Raw genomic sequence first — 20,883 nt, forward strand, 5'->3', positions numbered from 1 at the left:
GCTCACGCGGGCCCTTCTGGTTCGTGCGTGATCAGGTCCCCCGGCCGGCACTCCAGGACGTCGCAGATCCTCGACAGGGTCGAGAAGCGGATGGCCTTGGCCCGCCCGTTCTTGAGCACGGAGAGGTTCACGACGGTGATGCCGACCCGCGCGGACAGCTCGGTCAGGGTCATGCCGCGCTCGGCGAGCAGCCGGTCGAGGTGGATCCGGATCGCGTGGGGCTCCTCATCGGGCATCAGATGGTCCCTTCGAGGTCCTCTCGCATGCGCACACCCTCGCGCATGACCTTACCCATGACGACCGCGGCGAGACCCGCGAGGACCAGCACCATCGACCCGGCTACCTCCGGCCCGGAGCCCACCGTCGGCGCCATGCTCCCGACGAGCCAGGACCGGGACCAGCCGACGACGAGGCCGCACAGCGGCGTGCCCACGGTGACGAACCAGCCGAGCAGGGAGAGCCGGTACGCGACCGCCTCCGTGAACGGGCCCTGCCGCAGCACGGTCTTCAGGAGTACGGAGAAGAGCAGCAGCGCGAGGGCGCCGAACAGCAGCAGGGGTACCGCGTCCCCGAGTTCGGCGATCCGCTGGCCCATGGAGGGGTCGTCCTGGCAGAGCCGGGTGGTGCTGCCGGTGGCCGTCACTCCGTGGGCGACGGGCAGGCGGTCGGCCAGGGTGGCGTTGGCCCAGAATTCCGTCTTCACGCAGACGGCCCCGTCGTCGAGCAGGTGCGTGACCGCCTTGCCGAGGCCCGCGAGCCCGCAGAGCACCGCCAGGGCGAAGGTGAGCGAGGCCAGGGTCCTCGTGAGCCGGGTGTCCATGATGTTCCCCCCCATCGTTTTTCGATATGCCCACCGTAGGCGAGCATATCGATATTCGACAAGTCGGGTCCTGATTCGCCCCTGGGTTCGTCGGCCGCCGCGTGGTGGCGTCAGACCGCCACCGACTCCTCCATCTCCTCTTCCTCGGCGGCCAGTTCGGCGCCGCCGCCGGTGCCGTGGGCCCGCTCCGCTGCGGAGTCCCGCCCCTCTCCGGACTCCCGCCGGCGCCGCTCCCACAGCCCCGCGACACCGACGGCCAGGAGCCCGACGAGCAGCCAGCCGGCCAGCGTCCAGACGTGCGGGGCGAGCCCGTGGCCGCCGAAGTAGAGGTGGCTGCGGATGCCCTCGACGAAGCCCGCGCCGTTCCAGAACGCGTGCAGGGAGCCGAAGAAGCCGTTCTGCAGCTCGGGCCGGAAGAGGCCGCCGGACGTCGTGAAGTTGAGCATCACGAAGAGGACCATCATGGCCAGCGTCGTCCACCGCTTCAGGAAGGTGTGCAGTCCGACGCCGACGAAGAGGATGCCGGCCGCGTACAGCCACGCCATGGCCCACACGCCCCACAGGCCCTGGTGGACCAGGTGGAAGATCGGTCCCGCGAGCGCCGCCCCGATCAGGCTGACGGCGAAGGACACCCCGACGACGAGACCCGCCCTGGCCCGCATCCGCAGCCCCGCGCCCGCCGCACCGAGCACCGCCACCGACGCGTAACTGCCGATGCTCACGGCGACGAGCAGGAAGAAGAGGCCCTGTCCCGTGGGGTCGTCGCCGACCGGCGGCGCCACGTCGGTGACCTTCAGCGGCGCGCCCTGTTCCGCCGCGACCGGCGTGAAGATCTTCTGGGCGGCGGTCGCGCTCATGTCGGACCCGGCGGTGGCGACGATCAGCTCGGGTGCCTTCGCGTCCGGCACGAAGGCACCGGCGATGTCCTGCGCCTTGAGCGCGTCGACGGCCTGCGCGCGCGAGGGGAGGGTGCGCACGTCCAGGGCGTCGCCCGCCTTGTCCTTGACGGTCTGGGCGAGGACCTGGGTCTGCGGACCCGCCCCGACGACGGCGATCGGCATGTCGTTCGGTGCGGGCGTGACGAAGGCGCCCATGTAGGCGAGGCCCATGCCGAGGCACATCAGCAGGGACGTGACGAGGTGGAGCAGCACGTGACGCAGGGCGTCACGCGGGCCGGCGGCGGGTTCCGCGGGGGCGGACATGGGGTACTCCGGGGGTTCGAGAGGTGGGCGGACCGGCCTTCGGGGCGGCGTCCACCGAGATGGTTGGCATATACAACTCTTTTCAATGTTGTACTGTACAACCATTCCGGACGAGGGAGAAATCGTGAGCGATCGAAGCGGGCCCCGGCCCGCGGAGCGGGACGTCGTCGTCGACGTCATCCAGCGGGAGATGACCGCGTTCGCCCGGCGGGCGCGCGCCACCGCCGCCCGGATGCACCCCGAGCTCTCGCTGGTGTCCTTCACGCTGCTCAGCCACCTGGAGGACCAGGGAGGCTGCCGGGCCACGGACCTGGCCGCGCACTACACGCTCGACAAGTCGACGATCAGCCGCCAGGTGGGCGCGCTGGAGAAGGCCGGCCTGGTCGAACGACGGCGGGATCTGGCCGATCACCGGGTGCACGTGCTGCACCTCACCGATCGGGGCAACGAGGTCCTGGCCCAGGTCGGTGACGCCCGTCGCGTCGCTTTCCGTGATCGGCTCGGGGGGTGGAGTGAGGAGGACCTGACGCGCTTCGCCGGATACCTGCTGCGCTACAACGAGGCGGCCGAGGCCGGGGAGAGCGCGGTTTCGGGGGAAAAGTAGCCGGCCGCCCGAGGAGGGCAGGGGTCGTGGGCCGAACGGCTGCCCGAAGGGGCACCAAGTAACGCTCAGTGACGCGTTTAGGTAACGTCCCGGTCATTGCATAACGCTCAGGTAACGCACCATCAAGCTGAGAGAGCCATTGACTCGTCCTGAAAGGGTGACCGTTACCCCCGGCCAAAGGTTGCACGGGCCAGATCTTGTTCCTTGGGCGAAGCCCTCCCTAGCGTGAGATGAACTTTCGCCGAACGCCAGGAAGTTGACCCCCATGCGCCGAGACATACCGCCCCTCGCCGAGGTGCGCCGCATCACCGAGAAGAAGCGCGACGCGTGGTGGACCGTGTTGCTCGTCGATCCGGTCGCCACGCCGCTCGTGCGGTTCACCGCGATGCGGACGCGGGTCACGCCCAACCAGATCACCTGGGGAGCGTTCCTTCTCGGCCTCGGCTCGGCGGCGTGCTTCGCCCTCGGGGACTGGAAGTGGCTCGCGCTCGGCGCGGTCGTCTACCACTTCAGCTTCATCTTCGACTGCATGGACGGCAAGCTCGCCCGCCTCACCGGGCAGGGCTCCGTCTTCGGCGCGTGGCTGGACTTCGTCTTCGACCGGATCCGCGTCATGGTCTGCGGCGTCGCCCTGATGTGGGGCCAGTACGACCGCACCGGCGACACCCTCTACATCTGGCTCGCGCTCGCCGTCGTCGCGCTCGACACCCTGCGCTACATCAACTCGCTGGAGATCTTCAAGATCCGGCACACCATGCGCAAGCAGATCAAGGCCCGCATGCGGGCCGCGCGCCGCGCGCAGAACCAGGCCGAGCTCGCCTTCATGGAGGACCTGCTCCGGGACAACCCGTCGGCGGACATCGAGCAGGACCTGCAGCGGGCCGCGGGCGAGGCGCCGTACGCGCAGCCGGGCGAGGTCGACGAGGTGCTGGAAGGGGCGGCGGTCGAGGGCGAGCCCGCCCCGGCCCCCAAGCCGCAGGTGATCGACCTGCACCAGGAGTTCCGCCGGAAGTTCCCCGCGTATCTGCGGGCCCGTTCCTTCCTGCTGCGCCACCGCATCCGCGCGCACCTGGTGAGCGGCATCGAATTCCAGATGGGCGTTTTCATGATTGGCCCGCTCTTCGACGTGGTGATGCCCGCGACGATCGTCTCCGGCGCGCTCCTTCTGGTCTTCGAACTCGCCATCATCTACAAACTGTTGCTTTCGACCCGGGATTTCACCCGGACCATCGACTCCTTCGAGGCGGAGCAGCAGGTCGTCACCGCGGCCTGAGCGACGCAGCACGCACCACGGGGCGGGCCGGAATTCTCCGGCCCGCCCCGTGGTGCGTGTGGGGCACAAGATGCTTGCTGTTACCGGGAGTTGGGGGGTTTGTGGGGCAGGATGTCCACTTCCGGTGCGACAGATCCGGTTTGTTATTACGGAACCTTGTTGAACAAGTCACAGCTGTATGTAGGTATTGATCTGCGCCCGTCAATCAGACAGGGTTTCGTCCCAACACCCGGAGATCTTCCGGCCGTCAAGGGACGTCGCAAGGAACTTGTTGCCGCGGCGAACCTTCGGCGGAACAGCTGAATACCCCCCACATCCCCCCACATTCACCACGAGGAGACCCCTCTTCATGGCAACTCACAAGCGTGCCCGCACGGTGAAGCTCACCGCGGCGATAGCCACCGCCGCGACCGCGGTCGGCGTGACCGTCTTCGCCACCTCCTTCGCCGGTGCGGCCACCCCCGCCGAGGGCAAGGTCTTCGGCGCCGACGCCAAGGGCGCCGTCGCAGGCAGCTACATCGTGATGCTCGACGAGAAGGCCGACAAGGACACCAAGTCCGACCTGGCCGAGGAGTACGGCGGCGCGCTCAAGCGCAACTACTCCTCCGCCATCAACGGCTTCTCCGCCAAGGGCCTGAGTGAGACCGAGGCCAAGCGCCTCGCCGCCGACCCGGCCGTCGGCAAGGTCGTCCAGTCGAAGAAGTTCTCCATCGACGCCACCCAGGACAACCCGCCGTCCTGGGGCCTGGACCGCATCGACCAGGCGGACACCGCCGGCGACAAGAAGTACACCTACCCCGACGCCGCCGGTGAGGGCGCCACCGCGTACGTCATCGACACCGGTGTCCGGGTCAGCCACAAGGACTTCGGCGGCCGCGCCACCTCCGGCTTCGACGCCATCGACAACGACGACAACGCCGACGACGGCAACGGCCACGGCACGCACGTCGCCGGCACCATCGCCGGTGAGGCGCACGGCGTCGCCAAGAAGGCGAAGATCGTCGCCGTCCGCGTCCTGGACGACCAGGGCTCCGGCACCACCGAGCAGGTCGTCGCGGGCATCGACTGGGTCACCAAGAACCACAAGGGCCCCTCCGTCGCCAACATGAGCCTCGGCGGCGGCGCGGACGAAGCCCTCGACGCGGCGGTCCAGAAGGCCATCGACGCGGGCGTCACCTTCGCGGTGGCCGCGGGCAACGAGTCGACCGACGCCTCGAAGGGCTCCCCGGCCCGCGTGAAGGACGCCATCACCGTCGCCTCCTCCACCAAGGACGACGAGCAGTCGGACTTCTCCAACTACGGCTCCGTCGTGGACATCTACGCCCCCGGCTCGGACATCACGTCCGACTGGAACACCGGCGACGACGCCACGAACACCATCTCCGGTACGTCGATGGCCACCCCGCACGTCGTGGGCGCCGCCGCCGTCTACGTCGCGGGCCACCCGGACGCCAAGCCCGCGGACGTCGCCAAGGCGCTGACCGACGGCGCCACCCCGGACAAGATCTCCAACCCGAGCGAGGGCACGCCCAACAAGCTCCTGAAGGTCGTCGAGTAGTCCTCGCGACCCGCTGAGCCGCGGCCGTCGTGCCCACCCCCACGGGGCACGACGGCCGCTTTATCGTGTCCGCATGGCGATCAAGACATACGCGGCGCTGCTGCGCGGCATCAATGTGGGCGGCCACAAGAAGGTGCCGATGGCCCAGCTGCGGACCCTCCTGGAAGGCCTCGGCCACGGCGGCGTGCGGACGTATCTGCAGAGCGGCAACGCCGTCTTCACCGCGGCCCACGGCGACGAGGAGTCGCTGGCCGCCGAGGTGCGGGCGGCGATCGAGGAGAGCTTCGGCTTCGCCGTCGACGTGCTGGTGCGCGACGGCGCCTATCTGCGGGCGGTGGTGGACGCCTGCCCGTTCCCCGCCGCCGACCTGGCGGCGAAGCAGCTGCACGCCACCTACTTCTCCGCCCCCGTCGACCCCGACCGCTTCGCCTCCCTCGACCAAGAGGCGTATCTGCCCGAGGAGTTCAGGCTAGGCGACCGCGTCCTCTACCTGTACGCACCCGACGGACTCGGACGCTCCAAACTCGCCGAGCAGCTGGCCAGGCCCGGCCTGAACAAGGGCATCGTCGCCACCAGCCGCAACTGGAACACCGTCACCCGGCTCGTGGAGATGACCCGTGACTGACCGCGCGCCCACGGACCCCACCCGCACCCCCGCCGTCGATGCGGCCGTCGAGGGCGAACTGCGCCTCCTCGACCCCGAGGTGCGGGCCTCGCCCGAGCTCTTCGGGGCGCTCCTGCACCCGGAGTTCACCGAGATCGGCGCCTCCGGCAGGCGATGGGACCGCGCCTCGATCGTCGAGGTCCTCACGGCGGACCCCGTCGGCCGCCCCACCACGACCTCCCGGATGCGGGGCGTCCAGCTCGCCGACGACCTGGTCCAGCTGACCTTCGACACGGACGACAACGGCCGCCGCGCGCACCGCAGTTCGCTGTGGCGGCGTACCGAGGACGGCTGGCGGCTCTGGTTCCATCAGGGCACGCTCTTCCACGACGACTGACGTTCCTGGTCAGCGGGGCCCCGATGTGCGAGGCTCGGACCCGTGCGCTACATCATCATCGGAGCAGGGGCGGTCGGCGGCAGCGTGGGCGGACGGCTCGCCGAGGCCGGACACGACGTGGTGCTCGTCGCGCGAGGCGCTCACGCGGCGGCACTGCGCAGCGGCGGACTGCGCCTGCACACCCCCGAGGGCATCGGCGTCCACCGCGTCCCCGTCGTCGAACACCCCGAGGAACTGGGGGAGTTGCGCGCCGACGACGTGCTGTTCCTGGCCGTCAAGACGCAGGACGTGGTGGCGGCCCTGGACGCCTGGGGCGGCCGCCCGGTGGCCGGCGGCGGCACGGCGGCCGAGACCCTCCCGCTGGTCTGCGCGCAGAACGGCGTCGAGAGCGAACGCATCGCACTGCGCCGCTTCCGGCACGTGTACGGCGTCTGCGTCTGGCTGCCCGCCTCCCACACGGAACCGGGCGCGGTCTCCGCGCCCTGCGCCCCCTGGACCGGCATCCTGCACCTGGGCCGCTACCCGGCGGGCACCGACGAGACCGCGGCCCGGATCGCCGCCGACCTGGAGAAGTCCCGGATCCTCGCCCCCGTCGTCCCCGACGTGCTGCGCTGGAAGTACGCGAAGCTCCTGTCCAACCTGGCCAACGCCGTCGAGGCGGCCACCGGGCCGCTCACCGACGAACGGGCCAAGGACCTGTACGCGCGGGCCCGCGCCGAGGGCGAGGCCGCCTTCACCGCGGCCGGGATCGCCTGGGCGGACGAGGCGGAGCAGCGGAAGGCCCGCGGCGACCGCATCCGCCTCCTGCCCCTCGACGGCTCCCCGCGCGGCGGAGGCTCCTCCTGGCAGAGCCTGGACCGCGGCACGGGCAGCATCGAGGCCGACTACCTCAACGGCGAGATCTCCCTGCTCGGACGGGTGCACGGGGTCCCGACCCCGGTGAACGACGCCCTGCGGCGGGTGGCGAACACCCTCGCGCGCGAGCGCAGGCCCGCCGGTTCCATGACGGTGGCGGAACTGGCACGCGAGGTCGACGCGAGCCCTCACGAGCGTCCCTGAACACCCGCGTCGGCGCCTGACGCCCCGTGCCGGAGGCTCAGCCCCCGGTGGGCGGCGTGGGCAGCCGTGAGGTGAGCTGCAGGGTGATCCGGCCGTTCTCCTCGGTGATCTGGCGGCCCTGCGTGTACCCGAGGCGCTTGAGTACGGAGAGGGAGGGCGCGTTCTCCGAGTCCACGGTCGCGTGCACCTCGCTCAGGCCCAGGGTCTCGTGCCCGTACGAGGTGAGCAGCCGCGCGAGCTCGGTGCCGAGCCCGAGGCCCCAGCTGGCCCGGTTCAGGCCGTAGACGATCTCGTGGCCGTCGAGCCAGGACTCGGGGGAGGGCTTGACCTCGGCGTGCCCGACATAGCGCCCCTCGTGCCGGACGGCCCAGACGGGGAAGCGTTCCTCCGCGTAGATCAGGGTGAATATCCGGCCGAACAGGGCGCGGTCCTCCGCCGCGCTCTGCATGCCGTCGCCGAACCAGCGGCCCACCGGTTCGTCCTGGAAGAGCGCGACGAAGTCCGCCTCGTCGGCGGCGACGTAGGGCGAGAGGACAAGGCGTTCGGACCGCAGTTCGGGAGTCATCCGCGTGACGGTAAAGGGGCGGCACCTCCCGCGGCAAGCGTTTTCACGGTGAGGGTGCCCATCGCCGCGCCGAGCGCCGTTCACCGCGCCGAGCGCCGTTCACCGTGCCGTCGCCGTTCGCCGTGCTGGTCCCGGTCGGTCCGTCTCACCCCACCGGACGCGGCAGCCCGATGGGATTGGGGAACGGCAGCAGGCGGGAGTCGACGATGCGGCGGGAGGCCGGTTCCAGGGCGGCGAGGAGCTCGTCCACCTCGCCCTTGGACAGCGGGCGCAGCAGCCGTTCCGCGAGGCGGTCCGTGTCGTCCTCGATCAACTCCCGCTCGGTGACACCGCTTTCGGTGACTCGGCCGGACGCGTCGAGCAGCCCGGCGGCGCGCATTCGGTCCGCGGACACCGCCCACTCCTCCTCGCTCCAGCCCCGGTCCTGCCGGATCGCGGCCGGATCCACCCGGTCGGTCGCGGCGGCCAGGACGAGGCTCTCGCAGGCGTCCAGGCCGTGATCGGCGAGCACCGCCACATGCGCGTCGCCCCGGAACTCCCGGATACAGGTGGCGAGGTGCCACAGCCGCTCCACCGGGTCCGCGCGGCGCGCCAGATCGCGGTTGGCGGCGAACAGCGGGCGGGCGAGCGCGGGCGCGTCCGCGACCATGGCCGTCAGCGGCTCGTTCACGGCGGCCGCCAACGCGTCGACGGAGGGCACCAGTTGGCGCAGGGCGGCGGCCGTCAGCCGGGCACGTTCCTCCACGACCCGGTCGGGCGAGGCGTACTCCCAGGCCGAGGGCAGGGCCCTGGCCACCATGGCCGGGGCGAAGACACCGAGTGCCGCGGACGCAACTCCCGGGCCCACCCGGCCCATCGGAGCGGTGCGGGCGGCGAAGTACCCCATCCAGAAGCCTTTGAGGCCCACCGCCCGGCCGAGGCCGCGGCAGCGCTCCTCGAAGTAGACCACCGCGTGCAGGGGTTCGGTCCGCAGCCACAGTGTGCGGGTTCGGCTCGGGGTCATGAACCCACAAGCTAGGCCAGTGCGGGAATCCGCGCCAGGGGAGCAACGGGGCAGGTGCCAGGCGCATACGCCTCGTCATAGCGCCGTACGAGGAGCCGGGCCACCTCAGGGGCCGGGCCGAGCACGTCCGCGAGCAGGTCCGCGCCGGCCGCGCCCCGCGCGATGCGGTCCGGCAGGAAGCCCGGGGCGAGGACGTAGGGCGCGACGGCCACCCGCCGCACCCCGGCGGTGGCCCGCAGTGCCCGCACGGCGTCCTCCGTGCGGGGCAGTGAGGCGGAGGCGAACGCAGGCCGCACGGCGCACCAACCGGTGTGCCGCCACTCCCGCGCGATGTCAGCGATCACTGCGATCGCCTCCGGGTCGGACGACCCCGCCGAGGCCAGCACGACCCCGGTCGAGGACTTGTCGGCGGGGTCGAGCCCCGCCTCGTACAGCCGCCGCTCCAGGGCGGACAGGAGCAGCGGCGACGGGCCGAGGACCGCGGCCTGGGTGACGCGGAGCCGGGCCGGCGCCGCGCGCAGCACCGCCGGGATGTCCGACTTGGCGTGGAAGGCGCGGGTCAGCAGCAGCGGCAGCGCCACCACGTCCCGTACCCCCTCGGCGTCGAGGCGCTCCAACACCCCCGAAACGGTGGGGGCGTTGAAGTCCAGGAAAGCGGTCTCCACCCGCAGCCCCGGACGCAGCGCGCGCACCCGGCGCACCAGGGCGCGCACGGTCGCGGCGTGCCGCGGATCGCGGCTGCCGTGGGCGACGACGAGGAGGACGGGACGGCTCGCGGCGGGGCGGTGCGGGGTGTGCACGGTGGTTCAGCTCCTCACCAGGAGGCCGCGGCTGCGCAGGACGCGCCGCTCGAGCGGGCTGAAGATGAGCAGATCGATGGCGATGCCGACGATCAGGATGAGGAAGATGGCGAGGAAGACCATCGGCATGGAGCTGGCGTTGCGGCCGTTCTCCAGGAGCTTGCCGAGGCCCACGCCGAGGTCGGGCGAGGACGCGATGATCTCCGCGGCCATCAGCGAGCGCCAGGAGAACGCCCAGCCCTGTTTGAGGCCCGCGAGATAGCCGGGCAGCGCCGCGGGCAGCACGATGTGCCAGGTGTGCCGCATCCCGGTCGCGCCGAGCGTGCGGCCCGCGCGCAGGAACAGCGGCGGCACCTGGTCGACGCCCGCGACCAGCCCGTTGGCGATGGACGGCACGGCGCCGAGCAGGATCACCGCGTACATCATCCGGTTGTCCAGGCCCAGCCAGATCACCGCCGGCGGCACCCAGGCCACGGACGGCAGCGACTGCAGACCGGAGAGGATCGGGCCGATCGCGGCCCTGATGAAGCGCACCCGCGCGACGATCAGGCCGAGCGGCGTGCCGATCACCAGGGCGAGCAGGAAGCCGAGCAGCCCGCGCGAGACGGAGGTCCAGATGTAGTCGAGGAGCGTGCCCTGCAGCCAGGCCTCGCGGACCTCGTCCCAGACCGCGGACGGCGGCGGCAGCTTGGTCGGGTCGTCCACGACGCCGAAGGAGACCAGCGCCTGCCAGACCAGCAGGACCAGCAGGACGGCGGTGACCGGCGGCAGCACCTTCTGGACCAGGACCTCGCGGACGGGCGGCCGGGTGGGGCCCGCGTGCGTCTCCAGCGCGTCGAGGCCCGCCTCCAGACCGGCGAGGTCCTGGCCGTCCCCGGCCTCCTTGGCCGGTTGTGCCGACGTGTCAGTGCTGGCCATGGCGGCGGATCTCCCCACGCAGTTGTTCGGTGATCTCGACGGACAGTTCCGCCACGGCGGTGTCCTCGATGCGGCGCGGGTGGTCGATGTCGACCCGCCACTCGTGCGCCACCCGGCCGGGGCGCGACGAGAGGAGCACGACGCGCTGGGCGAGGCGCACGGCCTCGCGGACGTTGTGCGTGACGAAGAGGACGGAGACGTCCGTCTCGCGCCAGATCCGGGTCAGCTCGTCGTGCAGCACGTCACGGGTGATCGCGTCGAGCGCCGCGAACGGCTCGTCCATCAGGAGCAGCCGGCTGTCCTGGGCGAGCGCGCGGGCCAGCGCGACGCGCTGGCGCATGCCGCCGGACAGCTCGTGCACGCGCTTGCCGTACGCGCCCTGCAGCCGGACGAGTTCGAGCAGTTCCTCGGCCTTCGGGCGGCGCTCCGGCTTCGGCACGCCGCGCAGCTTGAGGGCCAGTTCGATGTTCTTGCCCGCGGTCAGCCACGGGAAGAGCGCGTGCTCCTGGAACATCAGGGCGGGCCTGCCGTCCGTCGCGATGGCGCCCGCGGACGGCTTGTCGAGCCCGGCGACCAGATTGAGCAGCGTCGACTTGCCGCATCCCGAGGCGCCCAGGAGGGTGACGAACTCGCCGGGCGCGACGTCGAGCGTGATGTCGTCCAGGACCAGCTGGGGCCCGGCGGGGCCGTTGAAGGACTTCGAGACGTGCTCGATGCGTGCGGCGTGCGCGGCCGTGGTGCGGATGTCCTCCGCGGCCTTGGCGAGGGTGGTTGCCATGGTCGTCACCTCCTGGGAACTCGGCTGGATCCGGGGTTACTTGACGCCGAGGCCGGCGTCGTCGACCGGGGACTTCCCCGCGGCCTTGAGGACCTTGTTCAACGGGCGCAGGTCGTAGATGCCCTTGAGGTCGGGCTTGTCCAGGAGGCCGGCCTTGACCGCGTGGTCCGCCTCCGCGTCGAGGGTGGCGGCCAGCGGGTCGTCGGTGGTCGTGATGGACTTCCACGCCGGGTCGAGCACCTCGGCGGGCAGCGGCTTGCCGGCGTCGGCCTTCAGCCGGGCGTTGGCGGCGGCCTTGGCCCTCGCCGGGTTCTTCGCGATCCACGCGTTGGTCTTCACCGAGCCGCGCAGCACGGCCTCGACGACCTTCGGGTGCTCCTTCAGGAACTCCTGCCGCACGATGATGTTGGTGATCACGAACTTCTTGTCCGGCCACAGGTCGGCCTCGTCGAGCAGCACCTTGCCGCCCTGCGCGACCAGCTTGGACGCGGTCGGCTCCGGCACCCAGGCGCCGTCCAGGGAACCGGACTTGTAGGCGTCCGGGGTGATCTTGTTGTCGGTGCGGAGCACCGACACGTCCCCCTTGCCGCTCTGCGCGTCGACGTCCCAGCCCTTCTCGGCGATCCAGTTGAGGAAGGCCACGTCCTGGGTGTTGCCGAGCTGCGGCGTCGCGATCTTCTTGCCCTTGACGTCGTCCAGGGACTTGATCCTGTCGGGGTTCACCACCAGCTTCACGCCGCCGGAGGCCGAACCGCCGATGATCCGCAGGTTCTTGCCCTGCGACTTGGTGTACCCGTTGATGGCGGGGGACGGGCCGATCCAGCCGATGTCGATCGAGCCGGCGTTGAGCGCCTCGATCTCCGAGGGGCCCGCGTTGAACTGGGAGTACTTCGCCTCAGTGCCGCCGAGTTCCTTCTGGAACAGGCCTTCCTGGTTGCCCACCAGGGCGGTGGCGTGGGTGAGGTTCGGGAAGTACCCGATCTTCACGCTGTCCAGGCCGTCGATCTTCTCGGCACCGGCGGCGACCTTGGAGCCGTCGTCCGTGTCGTCGGACGCGGAGCCGTAGCCGCAGGCGCTCAGCGCGAGGGCCAGCAGGGGCAGGGCCGCCAGGGCGGCGAGTCGGGTACGTGAAGCAGGCACGGGAGGTGGTCCCCTCGTTGGCCCGGTCGCACGCCGTCAGGTCGTGGCCGGGAGGTCGGCAGGTCTTCGTCTTCGCGGGTGTCGTACGGGCAGGGCGTGGGCGCGCGTGCGGTGTGCGTGCGCGGCCCACGCCGGAGGCGTCACCTCACACATCGCGCGACCCCGCCCTGTCCGCTGCCGAGGGCGCCGCTGCCGATGCGGCCGCCCTCCTTCGCGAACGTCGCGTAAATGTCGACGTAACCCATGTCAGAAGTCCCAGCCCTCGTCGTCCGCGGCGGCGCCCGCCTGCGCGGCGTCGTCGGCGGAGGCGGCGAACGCGTCGCCCGCCATGCCGGCCGCGAGCGTCGTGCCGTCCACCGGGTCGATCAGCAGGAAGGAACCGGTGCGGCGCGAGTCGGCGTACGCGTCGAGCGCGAGCGGCTCGGCGGTGCGGACCTTCACGCGGCCGATGTCGTTGGCGACGAGCTGACCGGGCTCCGGGTGCTGGGAGAGGTCGTCGAGGGTGAGCCGCGAGGGGATCTCCTTGACGATCGCCTTGACCGTACGGGTGGTGTGCTTGAGCAGCACCCGCTGGCCGACGGTGAGGGCGGAGTCCGCGACGTGGCAGACCGTGGCCTCGACGTCCTGCGTGGTCGGCGGGGTGTCGCCGCTCGGCACGATCAGGTCGCCGCGCGAGATGTCGATGTCGTCCGCCAGGAGCAGGGTGACGGACTGCGGCGTCCAGGCCACGTCCACCGGCTTGCCGAGCAGGTCGATCCCGGCGATCTTCGAGGTGCGGCCGGAGGGCAGCACCGTCACGGACTGGCCGACGCGGAAGGTGCCGGCCGCGATCTGGCCCGCGTAACCCCGGTAGTCGGGGTGCTCGGGCGTCTGCGGGCGGATCACGTACTGCACGGGCAGCCGCGCGTGGCAGGAGGCGAGGTCGTGGCTGACCGGGACGGTCTCCAGGTGTTCCAGGACGGTGGGGCCGCCGTACCAGTCCATGTTGGAGGAGGCCTCGACCACGTTGTCGCCGGCCAGCGCCGAGATCGGGATGGCGGTGATCTCGGGGACGCCCAGCTCGCCCGCGTAGGCGGTGAACTCCTCGGCGATGGCGGCGAAGACGCTCTCCCGGTAGTCGACGAGGTCCATCTTGTTGACGGCGAGGACGACGTGCGGGACGCGCAGCAGGGCGGCGACCGCGGCGTGCCGGCGGGTCTGTTCGATGACGCCGTTGCGGGCGTCGACGAGGACCACGGCGAGGTCCGCGGTGGAGGCGCCGGTGACCATGTTGCGGGTGTACTGCACATGGCCGGGGGTGTCGGCGAGGATGAACCGGCGCCGGGGGGTGGCGAAGTAGCGGTACGCGACGTCGATGGTGATGCCCTGCTCCCGCTCGGCGCGCAGGCCGTCGGTGAGCAGCGCGAGGTCGGGGGCGTCCTGGCCGCGGTCCTGCGAGACCCGCTCCACCGCCTCCAGCTGGTCGGTGAGGACCGACTTGGAGTCGTGCAGGAGGCGGCCCACCAGGGTGGACTTGCCGTCGTCGACGGAACCGGCGGTGGCGAACCGCAGCAGGGTGGTGGCCGAGAGCTGCTCGGTGGAGAGCGGCTGGACCGGCTCGGTGGTGCTGTTGCTCATGGTTAGAAGTACCCCTCGCGCTTGCGGTCTTCCATCGCGGCCTCGGACATCTTGTCGTCGGCGCGGGTGGCGCCGCGCTCGGTCAGCCGGGAGGCGGCGATCTCGGTGATGACGGCGTCCAGCGTCGTGGCGTCGGAGTCGACGGCGCCGGTGCAGGACATGTCGCCCACGGTCCGGTAGCGCACCAGGCGCCGTTCGACGCTCTCGCCCTCCTTGGGCCCGCCCCAGTCGCCGGCGGTGAGCCACATCCCCGAGCGCCGGAAGACGTCGCGCTCGTGGGCGAAGTAGATCTGCGGCAGGTCGATGTCCTCGCGGGCGATGTACTGCCAGACGTCCAGCTCGGTCCAGTTGGAGAGCGGGAAGACGCGCACGTGCTCGCCGGGGGCGTGCCGGCCGTTGTAGAGCTGCCACAGCTCGGGGCGCTGGCGGCGCGGGTCCCACTGGGAGAACTCGTCGCGCAGCGAGAAGACCCGCTCCTTGGCGCGCGCCTTCTCCTCGTCGCGGCGTCCGCCGCCGAAGACGGCGTCGAACCGCTCGCTCTGGATCTTCTCGGTGAGCGGTACGGTCTGCAGCGGGTTGCGGGTGCCGTCGGGGCGTTCGCGCAGCTTGCCGGCGTCGATGTACTCCTGCACGGAGGCGACGTGCAGCCGCAGCCCGTGCTCGGCGACGACGCGGTCGCGGTACTCGATGACCTCGGGGAAGTTGTGCCCGGTGTCCACGTGGAGCAGCGAGAAGGGGATCGCCGCGGGGGCGAAGGCCTTCAGCGCCAGGTGCAGCATGAGGATGGAGTCCTTGCCGCCGGAGAAGAGGATCACCGGCCGCTCGAACTCCCCCGCCACCTCACGGAAGATGTGCACCGCCTCGGACTCCAGGGCGTCCAGGTGGCTGAGCGCGTACGGGCTGTCCGTCTCCTCGGAGACGCCTGCGACGGTCGTCATGCGAGACCCCTCTCGGTGAGCAGCGCGTGGAGGGCTGCCGCTGACTCCTGCACGGTCTGGTCCTGCGACTCGATGCGCAGATCGGGCGACGCGGGCGCCTCGTACGGGTCGTCGACACCGGTCAGACCGGATATCTCGCCCGCCGCCTGCTTGGCGTACAGACCCTTCACATCGCGTACGGAGCACACCTCGACCGGCGTCGCGACGTGCACCTCCAGGTATCCGGTCCCGGCCGCCTGGTGGCGCTTGCGGACCGCCTCACGGCTGTCGGCGAACGGCGCGATGACCGGCACCAGGGCCAACACCCCGTTGCGGGCGAGGAGTTCGGCGACGAAACCGATGCGCTGCACATTGGTGTGCCGGTCCTCGCGGCTGAAGCCCAGGCCCGCCGAGAGGAACTCGCGGATCTCGTCGCCGTCGAGCACCTCGACCCGGCGGCCCTCGGCGCGCAGCCGGCCCGCGAGCTCGTACGCGATGGTGGTCTTGCCCGCGCTCGGCAGGCCGGTGAGCCAGACGGTGGCTCCGGTGGTCACGTGGTTCTCCCGGGGTTCTTGCTGCGGTGTCTCGTGCGGCGCGGTCATCCGTGGATCCCGCACTCGGTCTTGGCGTTCCCGGCCCAGCGGCCGGCCCGCGCGTCCTCGCCCGCCAGCAGGCGGCGGGTGCAGGGGGCGCAGCCCACCGAGCCGTAGCCGTCCATCAGGAGCGGGTTGGTGAGCACGCCGTGCTCGGTGACGTAGGCGTCGACGTCGTCCTGCGTCCAGCGCGCGATCGGCGAGATCTTGATCTTGCGGCGCTTCTCGTCCCAGCCGACGACCGGGGTGTTCGCCCGGGTCGGCGACTCGTCGCGGCGCAGTCCGGTGGCCCAGGCGACGTACCCCTTGAGGCCGTCCTCCAGGGGCTGCACCTTGCGCAGGGCGCAGCACAGGTCGGGGTTGCGGTCGTGCAGCTTCGGGCCGTGCTCGGCGTCCTGCTCGGCCACGGTCTGCCGCGGGGTCAGGGTGATGACGTTGACGTCCATCACGGCCTCGACGGCGTCGCGGGTGCCGATGGTCTCGGGGAAGTGGTAGCCGGTGTCGAGGAAGACGACGTCGACGCCGGGCATGGCCCGCGCGGCGAGGTGGGCGACCACCGCGTCCTCCATCGAGGAGGTCACGCAGAACCGCCGGCCGAAGGTGTCGGCGGCCCACTGGAGGATCTCCAGGGCGGAGGCGTCCTCCAGCTCGCGGCCCGCCTGCTCGGCGAGGTCCTTCAACGCCTCGTCGGTGAACCGCTGCTGGTCCTGAGCAGTCGTCATATCTGGTCCCCTCCACCGCTGGTGTGCCGAACGCCCCGGGCGAGCAGCCCGAGGAACTTCAGCTGAAAGGCGCGGTTGCAGGCCGCGCATTCCCAGGCGCCGTGACCGGCCTCGTTCGGGCGCAGGTCCTCGTCGCCGCAGTAGGGGCAGTGGAACGGGGCGGCACGCTCGGTCACTTGAGGGCCTCCTCGGACGCGCGGGCCGTCCAGGTCGCGAACCGCTCGCCGTCCTCGCGCTCGTCCTGGAAGTGCCGCAGGACGCGCTCGATGTAGTCGGGGAGTTCGGTGGCGGTGACCTTGAGGCCGCGGACCTTGCGGCCGAAGCCGGCGTCGAGGCCGAGGGCGCCGCCCAGGTGCACCTGGTAGCCCTCCACCTGGTTGCCGTCGTCGTCCAGGACGAGCTGGCCCTTGAGGCCGATGTCGGCGACCTGGATGCGGGCGCAGGCGTTCGGGCAGCCGTTGATGTTGATGGTGATCGGCTCGTCGAACTCCGGGATGCGGCGCTCCAGTTCGTCGATGAGCGAGGCGCCGCGCGCCTTGGTCTCGACGATGGCGAGCTTGCAGAACTCGATGCCGGTGCAGGCCATGGTGCCGCGCCGGAACGGCGAGGCGTTGACCCGCAGGTCGAGCGCCTCCAGGGCGGAGACGAGCGAGTCGACCTGGTCCTGCTCGACGTCGAGCACGATCATCTTCTGCTCGGCGGTGGTGCGCAGCCGCCCCGAGCCGTGCGCCTCGGCGACCTCGGCGATCTTGGTGAGGGTGGCGCCGTCCACGCGTCCGACGCGGGGGGCGAATCCCACGTAGAAGCGGCCGTCCTTCTGCCGGTGGACGCCGAGGTGGTCGCGCCAGGTGCCCGGGGGCTGCTCGGGCGCGGGTCCGTCGACGAGCTTGCGCCGCAGGTACTCGTCCTGAAGGACCTGCCGGAACTTCTCCGGGCCCCAGTCGGCGACGAGGAACTTCAGGCGGGCGCGGTTGCGCAGCCTGCGGTAGCCGTAGTCGCGGAAGATGCCGATCACGCCGCCGAACACGTCCGGCACCTCGTCGAGCGGCACCCAGGCGCCCAGGCGCACGCCCAGCTTGGGGTTGGTGGACAGGCCGCCGCCCACCCACAGGTCGAAGCCGGGGCCGTGCTCGGGGTGGTTCACGCCGACGAAGGCGACGTCGTTGATCTCGTGCGCGACGTCCAGCTGCGGCGATCCGGAGATCGCGGTCTTGAACTTGCGCGGCAGGTTGGAGAAGTCGGGGTTGCCGATGAAGCGGCGCTGTATCTCGTCGATGGCGGGGGAGCCGTCGATGATCTCGTTCTCGGCGACACCGGCGACGGGCGAGCCGAGGATGACGCGGGGGGTGTCACCGCAGGCCTCGGTCGTCGAGAGCCCGACGCCCTCCAGGCGCCGCCAGATCTCGGGGACGTCCTCGATGCGGATCCAGTGGTACTGGATGTTCTGCCGGTCGGTGAGGTCGGCGGTGCCGCGCGCGAACTCCTGCGAGACCTCGCCGATGACGCGCAGCTGCTCGGTGGTCAGCCGGCCTCCGTCGACGCGCACCCGGAGCATGAAGTACTCGTCGTCCAGCTCCTCCGGCTCCAGGACCGCGGTCTTGCCGCCGTCGATGCCGGGCTTGCGCTGGGTGTACAGGCCCCACCAGCGCATCCGTCCGCGCAGGTCGTTGGGGTCGATGGAGTCGAATCCACGCTTCGAATAGATCGTCTCAATGCGTGTCCGCACATTGAGACCGTCGTCGTCCTTCTTGAACTGCTCGTTCCCGTTGAGCGGCGTGAAGTGACCAACGGCCCACTGGCCCTCGCCGCGGTGACGGCTCACCTTGCGGCGGGGCGTTGCTGGGGCAGGCTTTTCTGGCGTGGCGGCCATAGTCGTACTTCCTTCGGGGCAGCGGGAATGCGGCTCTGACCTGCGGGGATGGGCACATGCGGAAATGTGCGCGCGGCGCTGCGCAGGGAGGGGAGCAGGAAAGATCAGAGATCAGGGATGCGGCGGTGCTGAGTCGATCAGCGAGCCGGACACATGGCGCTGGACATGCGGCCGAGATCGACGTGACGTCGACTCACCAAGGCTGTTCCAGTGCGATCCATGCCGGAAGCGTGTCATGGGACTTTCGACCCAGTCCAGCATTATCCAGCATGCGGACACCCTTGTCCCGCATCATGGACAAGGGTGTCGTCGGTCACACGGCGCGGGGCACCGCGAGGCGCGCGCGAGGGGTGCGCGCGAGGGGTGCGCGCGAGGGGTGCGCGCGCGAGGCGTGCGGTGTCAGTCGCGCGCGGCTCCCGGCCACGGGCCCGGCGCGGGCACGTCCGCCTCCTGGTCCACCTTGGTGTCGAAGAGCGTGAAGCCGCGCCGCAGGTAGTTGTCCATCGCGTGCTCGCCGTCCTTGGAGCAGGTGTGCAGCCAGACCCGCTCGGTCGGCGCGAGCCCCGGCCACCGCTCGGCCAGGTCCCAGGCGCGCGCCACGCCCACCGACAGCAGATGGCCGCCGATGCGCCGCCCCCGGAAGGCCGGGAGCAGCCCGAAGTAGACGATCTCCACGACGCCCTCCGCCGCGTCCCCCTGCTCGCCGCGCGCGGCCAGCTCCACATATCCGGCGGGCGTGCCCCTGTCGTACGCGACCCAGGTCTCCACGCCCGGCCGGTCCAGCAGCTTCTGCCACTCGGCGTAGGTGAGGGAGAGCCGGTCGGTCCAGCGGATGTCCCCGCCGACGGACGCGTACAGGAACCGGCTGAACTCGGGCGAGGGCACCTCCGCGCGGGCGATCGTGAGGTCGCCGTCGGGCGCGGCGGCCGGCAGCAGGTCCCGGGGGGACGTCTGTTCGAGGGACCAAGTGGTGACAGTGATGCTCATGGGGCTCAGCGAACCACGGGCCGGTGGCCGCGCCGAGTCCGGGCCCCGCTCAGGGCTCCGCCCCCTGCCGCGCCGCGCGCACCGTCGGCGCCGTCGAGTGGGGCAGCAGGTCCGCCGATCGCTCCGGCATGATCACGTCGACGTCGACGTCCTCGGGGAAGCGGTAGGGGCGGTGGGCGAGCAGTCCGCCCAGATAGCGTCGTACGCGGGAGAGTTCCGCGCGGACCGTCACCGTGCGCGCAGGGTCGCCGAACATGTCCTCGGCGAGGTCCGACGCGGTGCGCCCGGCGCGGGAGGTGCAGAGCAGATAGAGCAGCTCGGCGTGGCGCGGGCTCAGGTCGTGGGTCCAGTCCCGGGCGCCGCCGAGCACCGAGAGCGTCCACCGGCGCGGGCGGCTCACGTCCAGGACGAGCCGGGTCGCGGTGACCGGCTGCGGCGTGCCACCGGGATCGTCCGGACGCAGCAGCCAGCCGCCGGGCAACGGCTCCACCAGGCAGGGCCCCAGCGAGGGCAGCCAGGTGCGGCCCGCCGCCAGGGACTTGGGCAGCGCGAGACGGTCGACCGGCGGCATGCCCGTCACCGCGGCCGTCCAGCCGTGCGCGTCGACCGCGCACGCCCGCCCGTCGAGCCGGGCGAGGACCGGGGCCGCCACCGCGCGCAGCCGGTCCAGGGCCGTCACGTGCCGGTCCCGCAGCCGCGCCTCGGCGAGCTTGGCCACCGAGTCGACCAGGGCCACCATGGCGGGATGGACGGTCTGCAGCGGACCGCTCACGTCGACCACCCCCAGCAGCCTCCCGTCGCGCGGATCGGTCACCGGCGCGCCCGTGCACGTCCACGCGTGGTGGGTCTGCACGAAGTGCTCGGCGGAGAAGACCTGCACGGGACGGCGCACCACCAGCGAGGTGCCGACGCCGTTGGTGCCGACGACGCCCTCCGACCAGTCCGCGCCCAGCTCGAACCCGAGCGCGTCCGCCCGGCGCAGCACCGCGGCGCTGCCCTCGCGCCACAGCACCCGCCCGTCGGCGTCGCAGACGACCATGATGTGCTGCGCCGCGTCCGCCACCGAGACCAGGATGTCGCGCAGGTCGGGCAGGACGTCCGCGAGCGGCGAGGCCCTGCGCCGCTCCGCCACCTCCTCCTCGCCGAGCGGCCTGGCCCGCACGTCGTGGTCCGGGTCGACCCCGCCGAGCAGCATCCGCCCCCACGAGTCGCCGATCACGGGGCGCGGCAGGAGGTGCGGCCGCCGCCCGGAGAGGGCGGCGTCGCGCACCCCCTTCAGGAGCCGCGCGGCCTGTGCTTGGTCCATGGCGGATATCCGCGCGAGGTCGATCGTCGGCGGGGCGTTCATGGCCACGGGGTCCTTTCCGGCCAGACCGGTGCGGGGGGCAGGGGTCCATCGTGGCGGGAACATGCCGTGGGTGTGAACGGCGTGCCCCGGAGAGGGAGCACTGTCATC

At 71.4% G+C, this 20,883-nt stretch carries 24 protein-coding genes; 6 read left to right on the forward strand and 18 right to left on the reverse strand.

Going from position 1 to position 20,883, the window contains the following annotated elements:
• Positions 1-2 precede the first annotated feature (2 nt).
• From ACZ6CV_RS21600 to ACZ6CV_RS21610, 3 genes are all read right to left on the reverse strand, one after another.
• On the reverse strand, positions 3-236 hold the full coding sequence (locus ACZ6CV_RS21600) for a helix-turn-helix domain-containing protein (protein ID WP_469252349.1): 234 nt from the start codon (positions 234-236) through the stop codon (positions 3-5).
• The gene (locus ACZ6CV_RS21605; RefSeq protein WP_469252350.1) at positions 236-835 is read right to left on the reverse strand and encodes a DUF2975 domain-containing protein; all 600 of its coding nucleotides are present in this window, start codon (positions 833-835) and stop codon (positions 236-238) included. Before ACZ6CV_RS21605 ends, ACZ6CV_RS21600 begins: the two co-directional genes overlap by 1 nt.
• Before the next feature lie 95 nt (positions 836-930).
• Positions 931-2,022 (reverse strand): ABC-2 transporter permease, encoded by a 1,092-nt coding sequence (locus ACZ6CV_RS21610; RefSeq protein WP_469252351.1) that lies wholly within the window; start codon positions 2,020-2,022, stop codon positions 931-933.
• Between the two features lie 190 nt (positions 2,023-2,212).
• Between ACZ6CV_RS21610 and ACZ6CV_RS21615 the strand changes: the two genes are divergently transcribed.
• The 6 genes from ACZ6CV_RS21615 to ACZ6CV_RS21640 all read left to right on the forward strand — a co-directional run bounded on the left by ACZ6CV_RS21615 (position 2,213) and on the right by ACZ6CV_RS21640 (position 7,517).
• Entirely contained in the window at positions 2,213-2,626 is a 414-nt protein-coding gene (locus ACZ6CV_RS21615; RefSeq protein WP_469252470.1) for a MarR family winged helix-turn-helix transcriptional regulator, read from the forward strand.
• Positions 2,627-2,891: 265 nt separating this feature from the next.
• Positions 2,892-3,899, forward strand: coding sequence for a CDP-alcohol phosphatidyltransferase family protein (locus tag ACZ6CV_RS21620; RefSeq protein WP_469252352.1), 1,008 nt, complete (start codon positions 2,892-2,894; stop codon positions 3,897-3,899).
• Between the two features lie 349 nt (positions 3,900-4,248).
• On the forward strand, positions 4,249-5,457 hold the full coding sequence (locus ACZ6CV_RS21625; protein WP_362366545.1) for a S8 family peptidase: 1,209 nt from the start codon (positions 4,249-4,251) through the stop codon (positions 5,455-5,457).
• 73 nt (positions 5,458-5,530) lie between these two features.
• Positions 5,531-6,082, forward strand: coding sequence for a DUF1697 domain-containing protein (locus ACZ6CV_RS21630; RefSeq protein WP_469252353.1), 552 nt, complete (start codon positions 5,531-5,533; stop codon positions 6,080-6,082).
• A complete protein-coding gene (locus tag ACZ6CV_RS21635; protein ID WP_469252354.1) occupies positions 6,075-6,458 on the forward strand; it encodes a nuclear transport factor 2 family protein in 384 nt (127 codons plus the stop codon). The genes ACZ6CV_RS21630 and ACZ6CV_RS21635 overlap by 8 nt, the downstream gene beginning before the upstream one ends.
• A 42-nt stretch (positions 6,459-6,500) precedes the next feature.
• Positions 6,501-7,517: a ketopantoate reductase family protein gene (locus ACZ6CV_RS21640; protein ID WP_469252355.1), complete on the forward strand. Its 1,017-nt coding sequence runs from the start codon at positions 6,501-6,503 to the stop codon at positions 7,515-7,517.
• A gap of 37 nt (positions 7,518-7,554) precedes the next feature.
• Here the strand turns inward: ACZ6CV_RS21640 and ACZ6CV_RS21645 are convergent, their stop codons facing one another.
• The 15 genes from ACZ6CV_RS21645 to ACZ6CV_RS21715 form a co-directional block, all read right to left on the reverse strand.
• Complete coding sequence (locus ACZ6CV_RS21645; RefSeq protein ID WP_362366533.1) at positions 7,555-8,082, reverse strand: GNAT family N-acetyltransferase; 528 nt, start codon at positions 8,080-8,082, stop codon at positions 7,555-7,557.
• Between the two features lie 145 nt (positions 8,083-8,227).
• Positions 8,228-9,085 (reverse strand): SCO6745 family protein, encoded by an 858-nt coding sequence (locus ACZ6CV_RS21650; protein ID WP_469252356.1) that lies wholly within the window; start codon positions 9,083-9,085, stop codon positions 8,228-8,230.
• Positions 9,086-9,096: 11 nt separating this feature from the next.
• Positions 9,097-9,885 (reverse strand): sirohydrochlorin chelatase, encoded by a 789-nt coding sequence (locus tag ACZ6CV_RS21655; RefSeq protein WP_469252357.1) that lies wholly within the window; start codon positions 9,883-9,885, stop codon positions 9,097-9,099.
• 6 nt (positions 9,886-9,891) lie between these two features.
• On the reverse strand, positions 9,892-10,803 hold the full coding sequence (locus ACZ6CV_RS21660; RefSeq protein ID WP_362366525.1) for an ABC transporter permease: 912 nt from the start codon (positions 10,801-10,803) through the stop codon (positions 9,892-9,894).
• Positions 10,790-11,581 (reverse strand): ABC transporter ATP-binding protein, encoded by a 792-nt coding sequence (locus tag ACZ6CV_RS21665; protein WP_362366522.1) that lies wholly within the window; start codon positions 11,579-11,581, stop codon positions 10,790-10,792. The genes ACZ6CV_RS21660 and ACZ6CV_RS21665 overlap by 14 nt, the downstream gene beginning before the upstream one ends.
• A gap of 36 nt (positions 11,582-11,617) precedes the next feature.
• A complete protein-coding gene (locus ACZ6CV_RS21670; RefSeq protein ID WP_469252358.1) occupies positions 11,618-12,721 on the reverse strand; it encodes an ABC transporter substrate-binding protein in 1,104 nt (367 codons plus the stop codon).
• A 246-nt stretch (positions 12,722-12,967) separates the two neighbouring features.
• Positions 12,968-14,338: a sulfate adenylyltransferase subunit 1 gene (locus ACZ6CV_RS21675; RefSeq protein ID WP_469252359.1), complete on the reverse strand. Its 1,371-nt coding sequence runs from the start codon at positions 14,336-14,338 to the stop codon at positions 12,968-12,970.
• 2 nt (positions 14,339-14,340) lie between these two features.
• Positions 14,341-15,276 (reverse strand): sulfate adenylyltransferase subunit CysD, encoded by a 936-nt coding sequence (gene cysD, locus ACZ6CV_RS21680; RefSeq protein ID WP_469252360.1) that lies wholly within the window; start codon positions 15,274-15,276, stop codon positions 14,341-14,343.
• Positions 15,273-15,857, reverse strand: a complete 585-nt coding sequence (gene cysC, locus ACZ6CV_RS21685; protein WP_362366510.1) for an adenylyl-sulfate kinase — start codon at positions 15,855-15,857, stop codon at positions 15,273-15,275. The genes cysD and cysC overlap by 4 nt, the downstream gene beginning before the upstream one ends.
• Positions 15,854-16,570, reverse strand: a complete 717-nt coding sequence (locus tag ACZ6CV_RS21690) for a phosphoadenylyl-sulfate reductase (protein ID WP_469252361.1) — start codon at positions 16,568-16,570, stop codon at positions 15,854-15,856. The genes cysC and ACZ6CV_RS21690 overlap by 4 nt, the downstream gene beginning before the upstream one ends.
• Positions 16,567-16,746: a hypothetical protein gene (locus tag ACZ6CV_RS21695; protein WP_469252362.1), complete on the reverse strand. Its 180-nt coding sequence runs from the start codon at positions 16,744-16,746 to the stop codon at positions 16,567-16,569. The genes ACZ6CV_RS21690 and ACZ6CV_RS21695 overlap by 4 nt, the downstream gene beginning before the upstream one ends.
• Entirely contained in the window at positions 16,743-18,440 is a 1,698-nt protein-coding gene (locus tag ACZ6CV_RS21700) for a nitrite/sulfite reductase (protein WP_362366501.1), read from the reverse strand. The genes ACZ6CV_RS21695 and ACZ6CV_RS21700 overlap by 4 nt, the downstream gene beginning before the upstream one ends.
• A 137-nt stretch (positions 18,441-18,577) precedes the next feature.
• Positions 18,578-18,661: a putative leader peptide gene (locus ACZ6CV_RS21705; RefSeq protein ID WP_355806261.1), complete on the reverse strand. Its 84-nt coding sequence runs from the start codon at positions 18,659-18,661 to the stop codon at positions 18,578-18,580.
• Between the two features lie 178 nt (positions 18,662-18,839).
• Entirely contained in the window at positions 18,840-19,427 is a 588-nt protein-coding gene (locus ACZ6CV_RS21710) for a GNAT family N-acetyltransferase (protein WP_469252363.1), read from the reverse strand.
• A gap of 49 nt (positions 19,428-19,476) precedes the next feature.
• Positions 19,477-20,775, reverse strand: a complete 1,299-nt coding sequence (locus ACZ6CV_RS21715; protein ID WP_469252364.1) for a GAF domain-containing protein — start codon at positions 20,773-20,775, stop codon at positions 19,477-19,479.
• Positions 20,776-20,883: the final 108 nt, after the last annotated feature.

The sequence above is a fragment of the Streptomyces sp. NPDC041713 genome (genome assembly GCF_055591085.1).

What these genes read in the sequence shown, in the direction of transcription:
- ACZ6CV_RS21620 (WP_469252352.1), top strand. Translation starts at nt 2,892, where the DNA reads ATGCGCCGAGACATACCGCCCCTCGCCGAGGTGCGCCGCATCACCGAG.
- ACZ6CV_RS21600 (WP_469252349.1), bottom strand. Translation starts at nt 236, where the DNA reads ATGCCCGATGAGGAGCCCCACGCGATCCGGATCCACCTCGACCGGCTG.
- ACZ6CV_RS21615 (WP_469252470.1), top strand. Translation starts at nt 2,213, where the DNA reads ATGACCGCGTTCGCCCGGCGGGCGCGCGCCACCGCCGCCCGGATGCAC.
- cysD (WP_469252360.1), bottom strand. Translation starts at nt 15,276, where the DNA reads ATGACGACCGTCGCAGGCGTCTCCGAGGAGACGGACAGCCCGTACGCG.
- ACZ6CV_RS21625 (WP_362366545.1), top strand. Translation starts at nt 4,249, where the DNA reads ATGGCAACTCACAAGCGTGCCCGCACGGTGAAGCTCACCGCGGCGATA.
- ACZ6CV_RS21630 (WP_469252353.1), top strand. Translation starts at nt 5,531, where the DNA reads ATGGCGATCAAGACATACGCGGCGCTGCTGCGCGGCATCAATGTGGGC.
- ACZ6CV_RS21700 (WP_362366501.1), bottom strand. Translation starts at nt 18,440, where the DNA reads ATGGCCGCCACGCCAGAAAAGCCTGCCCCAGCAACGCCCCGCCGCAAG.
- ACZ6CV_RS21610 (WP_469252351.1), bottom strand. Translation starts at nt 2,022, where the DNA reads ATGTCCGCCCCCGCGGAACCCGCCGCCGGCCCGCGTGACGCCCTGCGT.
- ACZ6CV_RS21705 (WP_355806261.1), bottom strand. Translation starts at nt 18,661, where the DNA reads ATGGATCGCACTGGAACAGCCTTGGTGAGTCGACGTCACGTCGATCTC.
- ACZ6CV_RS21690 (WP_469252361.1), bottom strand. Translation starts at nt 16,570, where the DNA reads ATGACGACTGCTCAGGACCAGCAGCGGTTCACCGACGAGGCGTTGAAG.
- ACZ6CV_RS21715 (WP_469252364.1), bottom strand. Translation starts at nt 20,775, where the DNA reads ATGAACGCCCCGCCGACGATCGACCTCGCGCGGATATCCGCCATGGAC.
- ACZ6CV_RS21675 (WP_469252359.1), bottom strand. Translation starts at nt 14,338, where the DNA reads ATGAGCAACAGCACCACCGAGCCGGTCCAGCCGCTCTCCACCGAGCAG.
- ACZ6CV_RS21660 (WP_362366525.1), bottom strand. Translation starts at nt 10,803, where the DNA reads ATGGCCAGCACTGACACGTCGGCACAACCGGCCAAGGAGGCCGGGGAC.
- cysC (WP_362366510.1), bottom strand. Translation starts at nt 15,857, where the DNA reads ATGACCGCGCCGCACGAGACACCGCAGCAAGAACCCCGGGAGAACCAC.
- ACZ6CV_RS21645 (WP_362366533.1), bottom strand. Translation starts at nt 8,082, where the DNA reads ATGACTCCCGAACTGCGGTCCGAACGCCTTGTCCTCTCGCCCTACGTC.
- ACZ6CV_RS21650 (WP_469252356.1), bottom strand. Translation starts at nt 9,085, where the DNA reads ATGACCCCGAGCCGAACCCGCACACTGTGGCTGCGGACCGAACCCCTG.
- ACZ6CV_RS21710 (WP_469252363.1), bottom strand. Translation starts at nt 19,427, where the DNA reads ATGAGCATCACTGTCACCACTTGGTCCCTCGAACAGACGTCCCCCCGG.
- ACZ6CV_RS21665 (WP_362366522.1), bottom strand. Translation starts at nt 11,581, where the DNA reads ATGGCAACCACCCTCGCCAAGGCCGCGGAGGACATCCGCACCACGGCC.
- ACZ6CV_RS21605 (WP_469252350.1), bottom strand. Translation starts at nt 835, where the DNA reads ATGGGGGGGAACATCATGGACACCCGGCTCACGAGGACCCTGGCCTCG.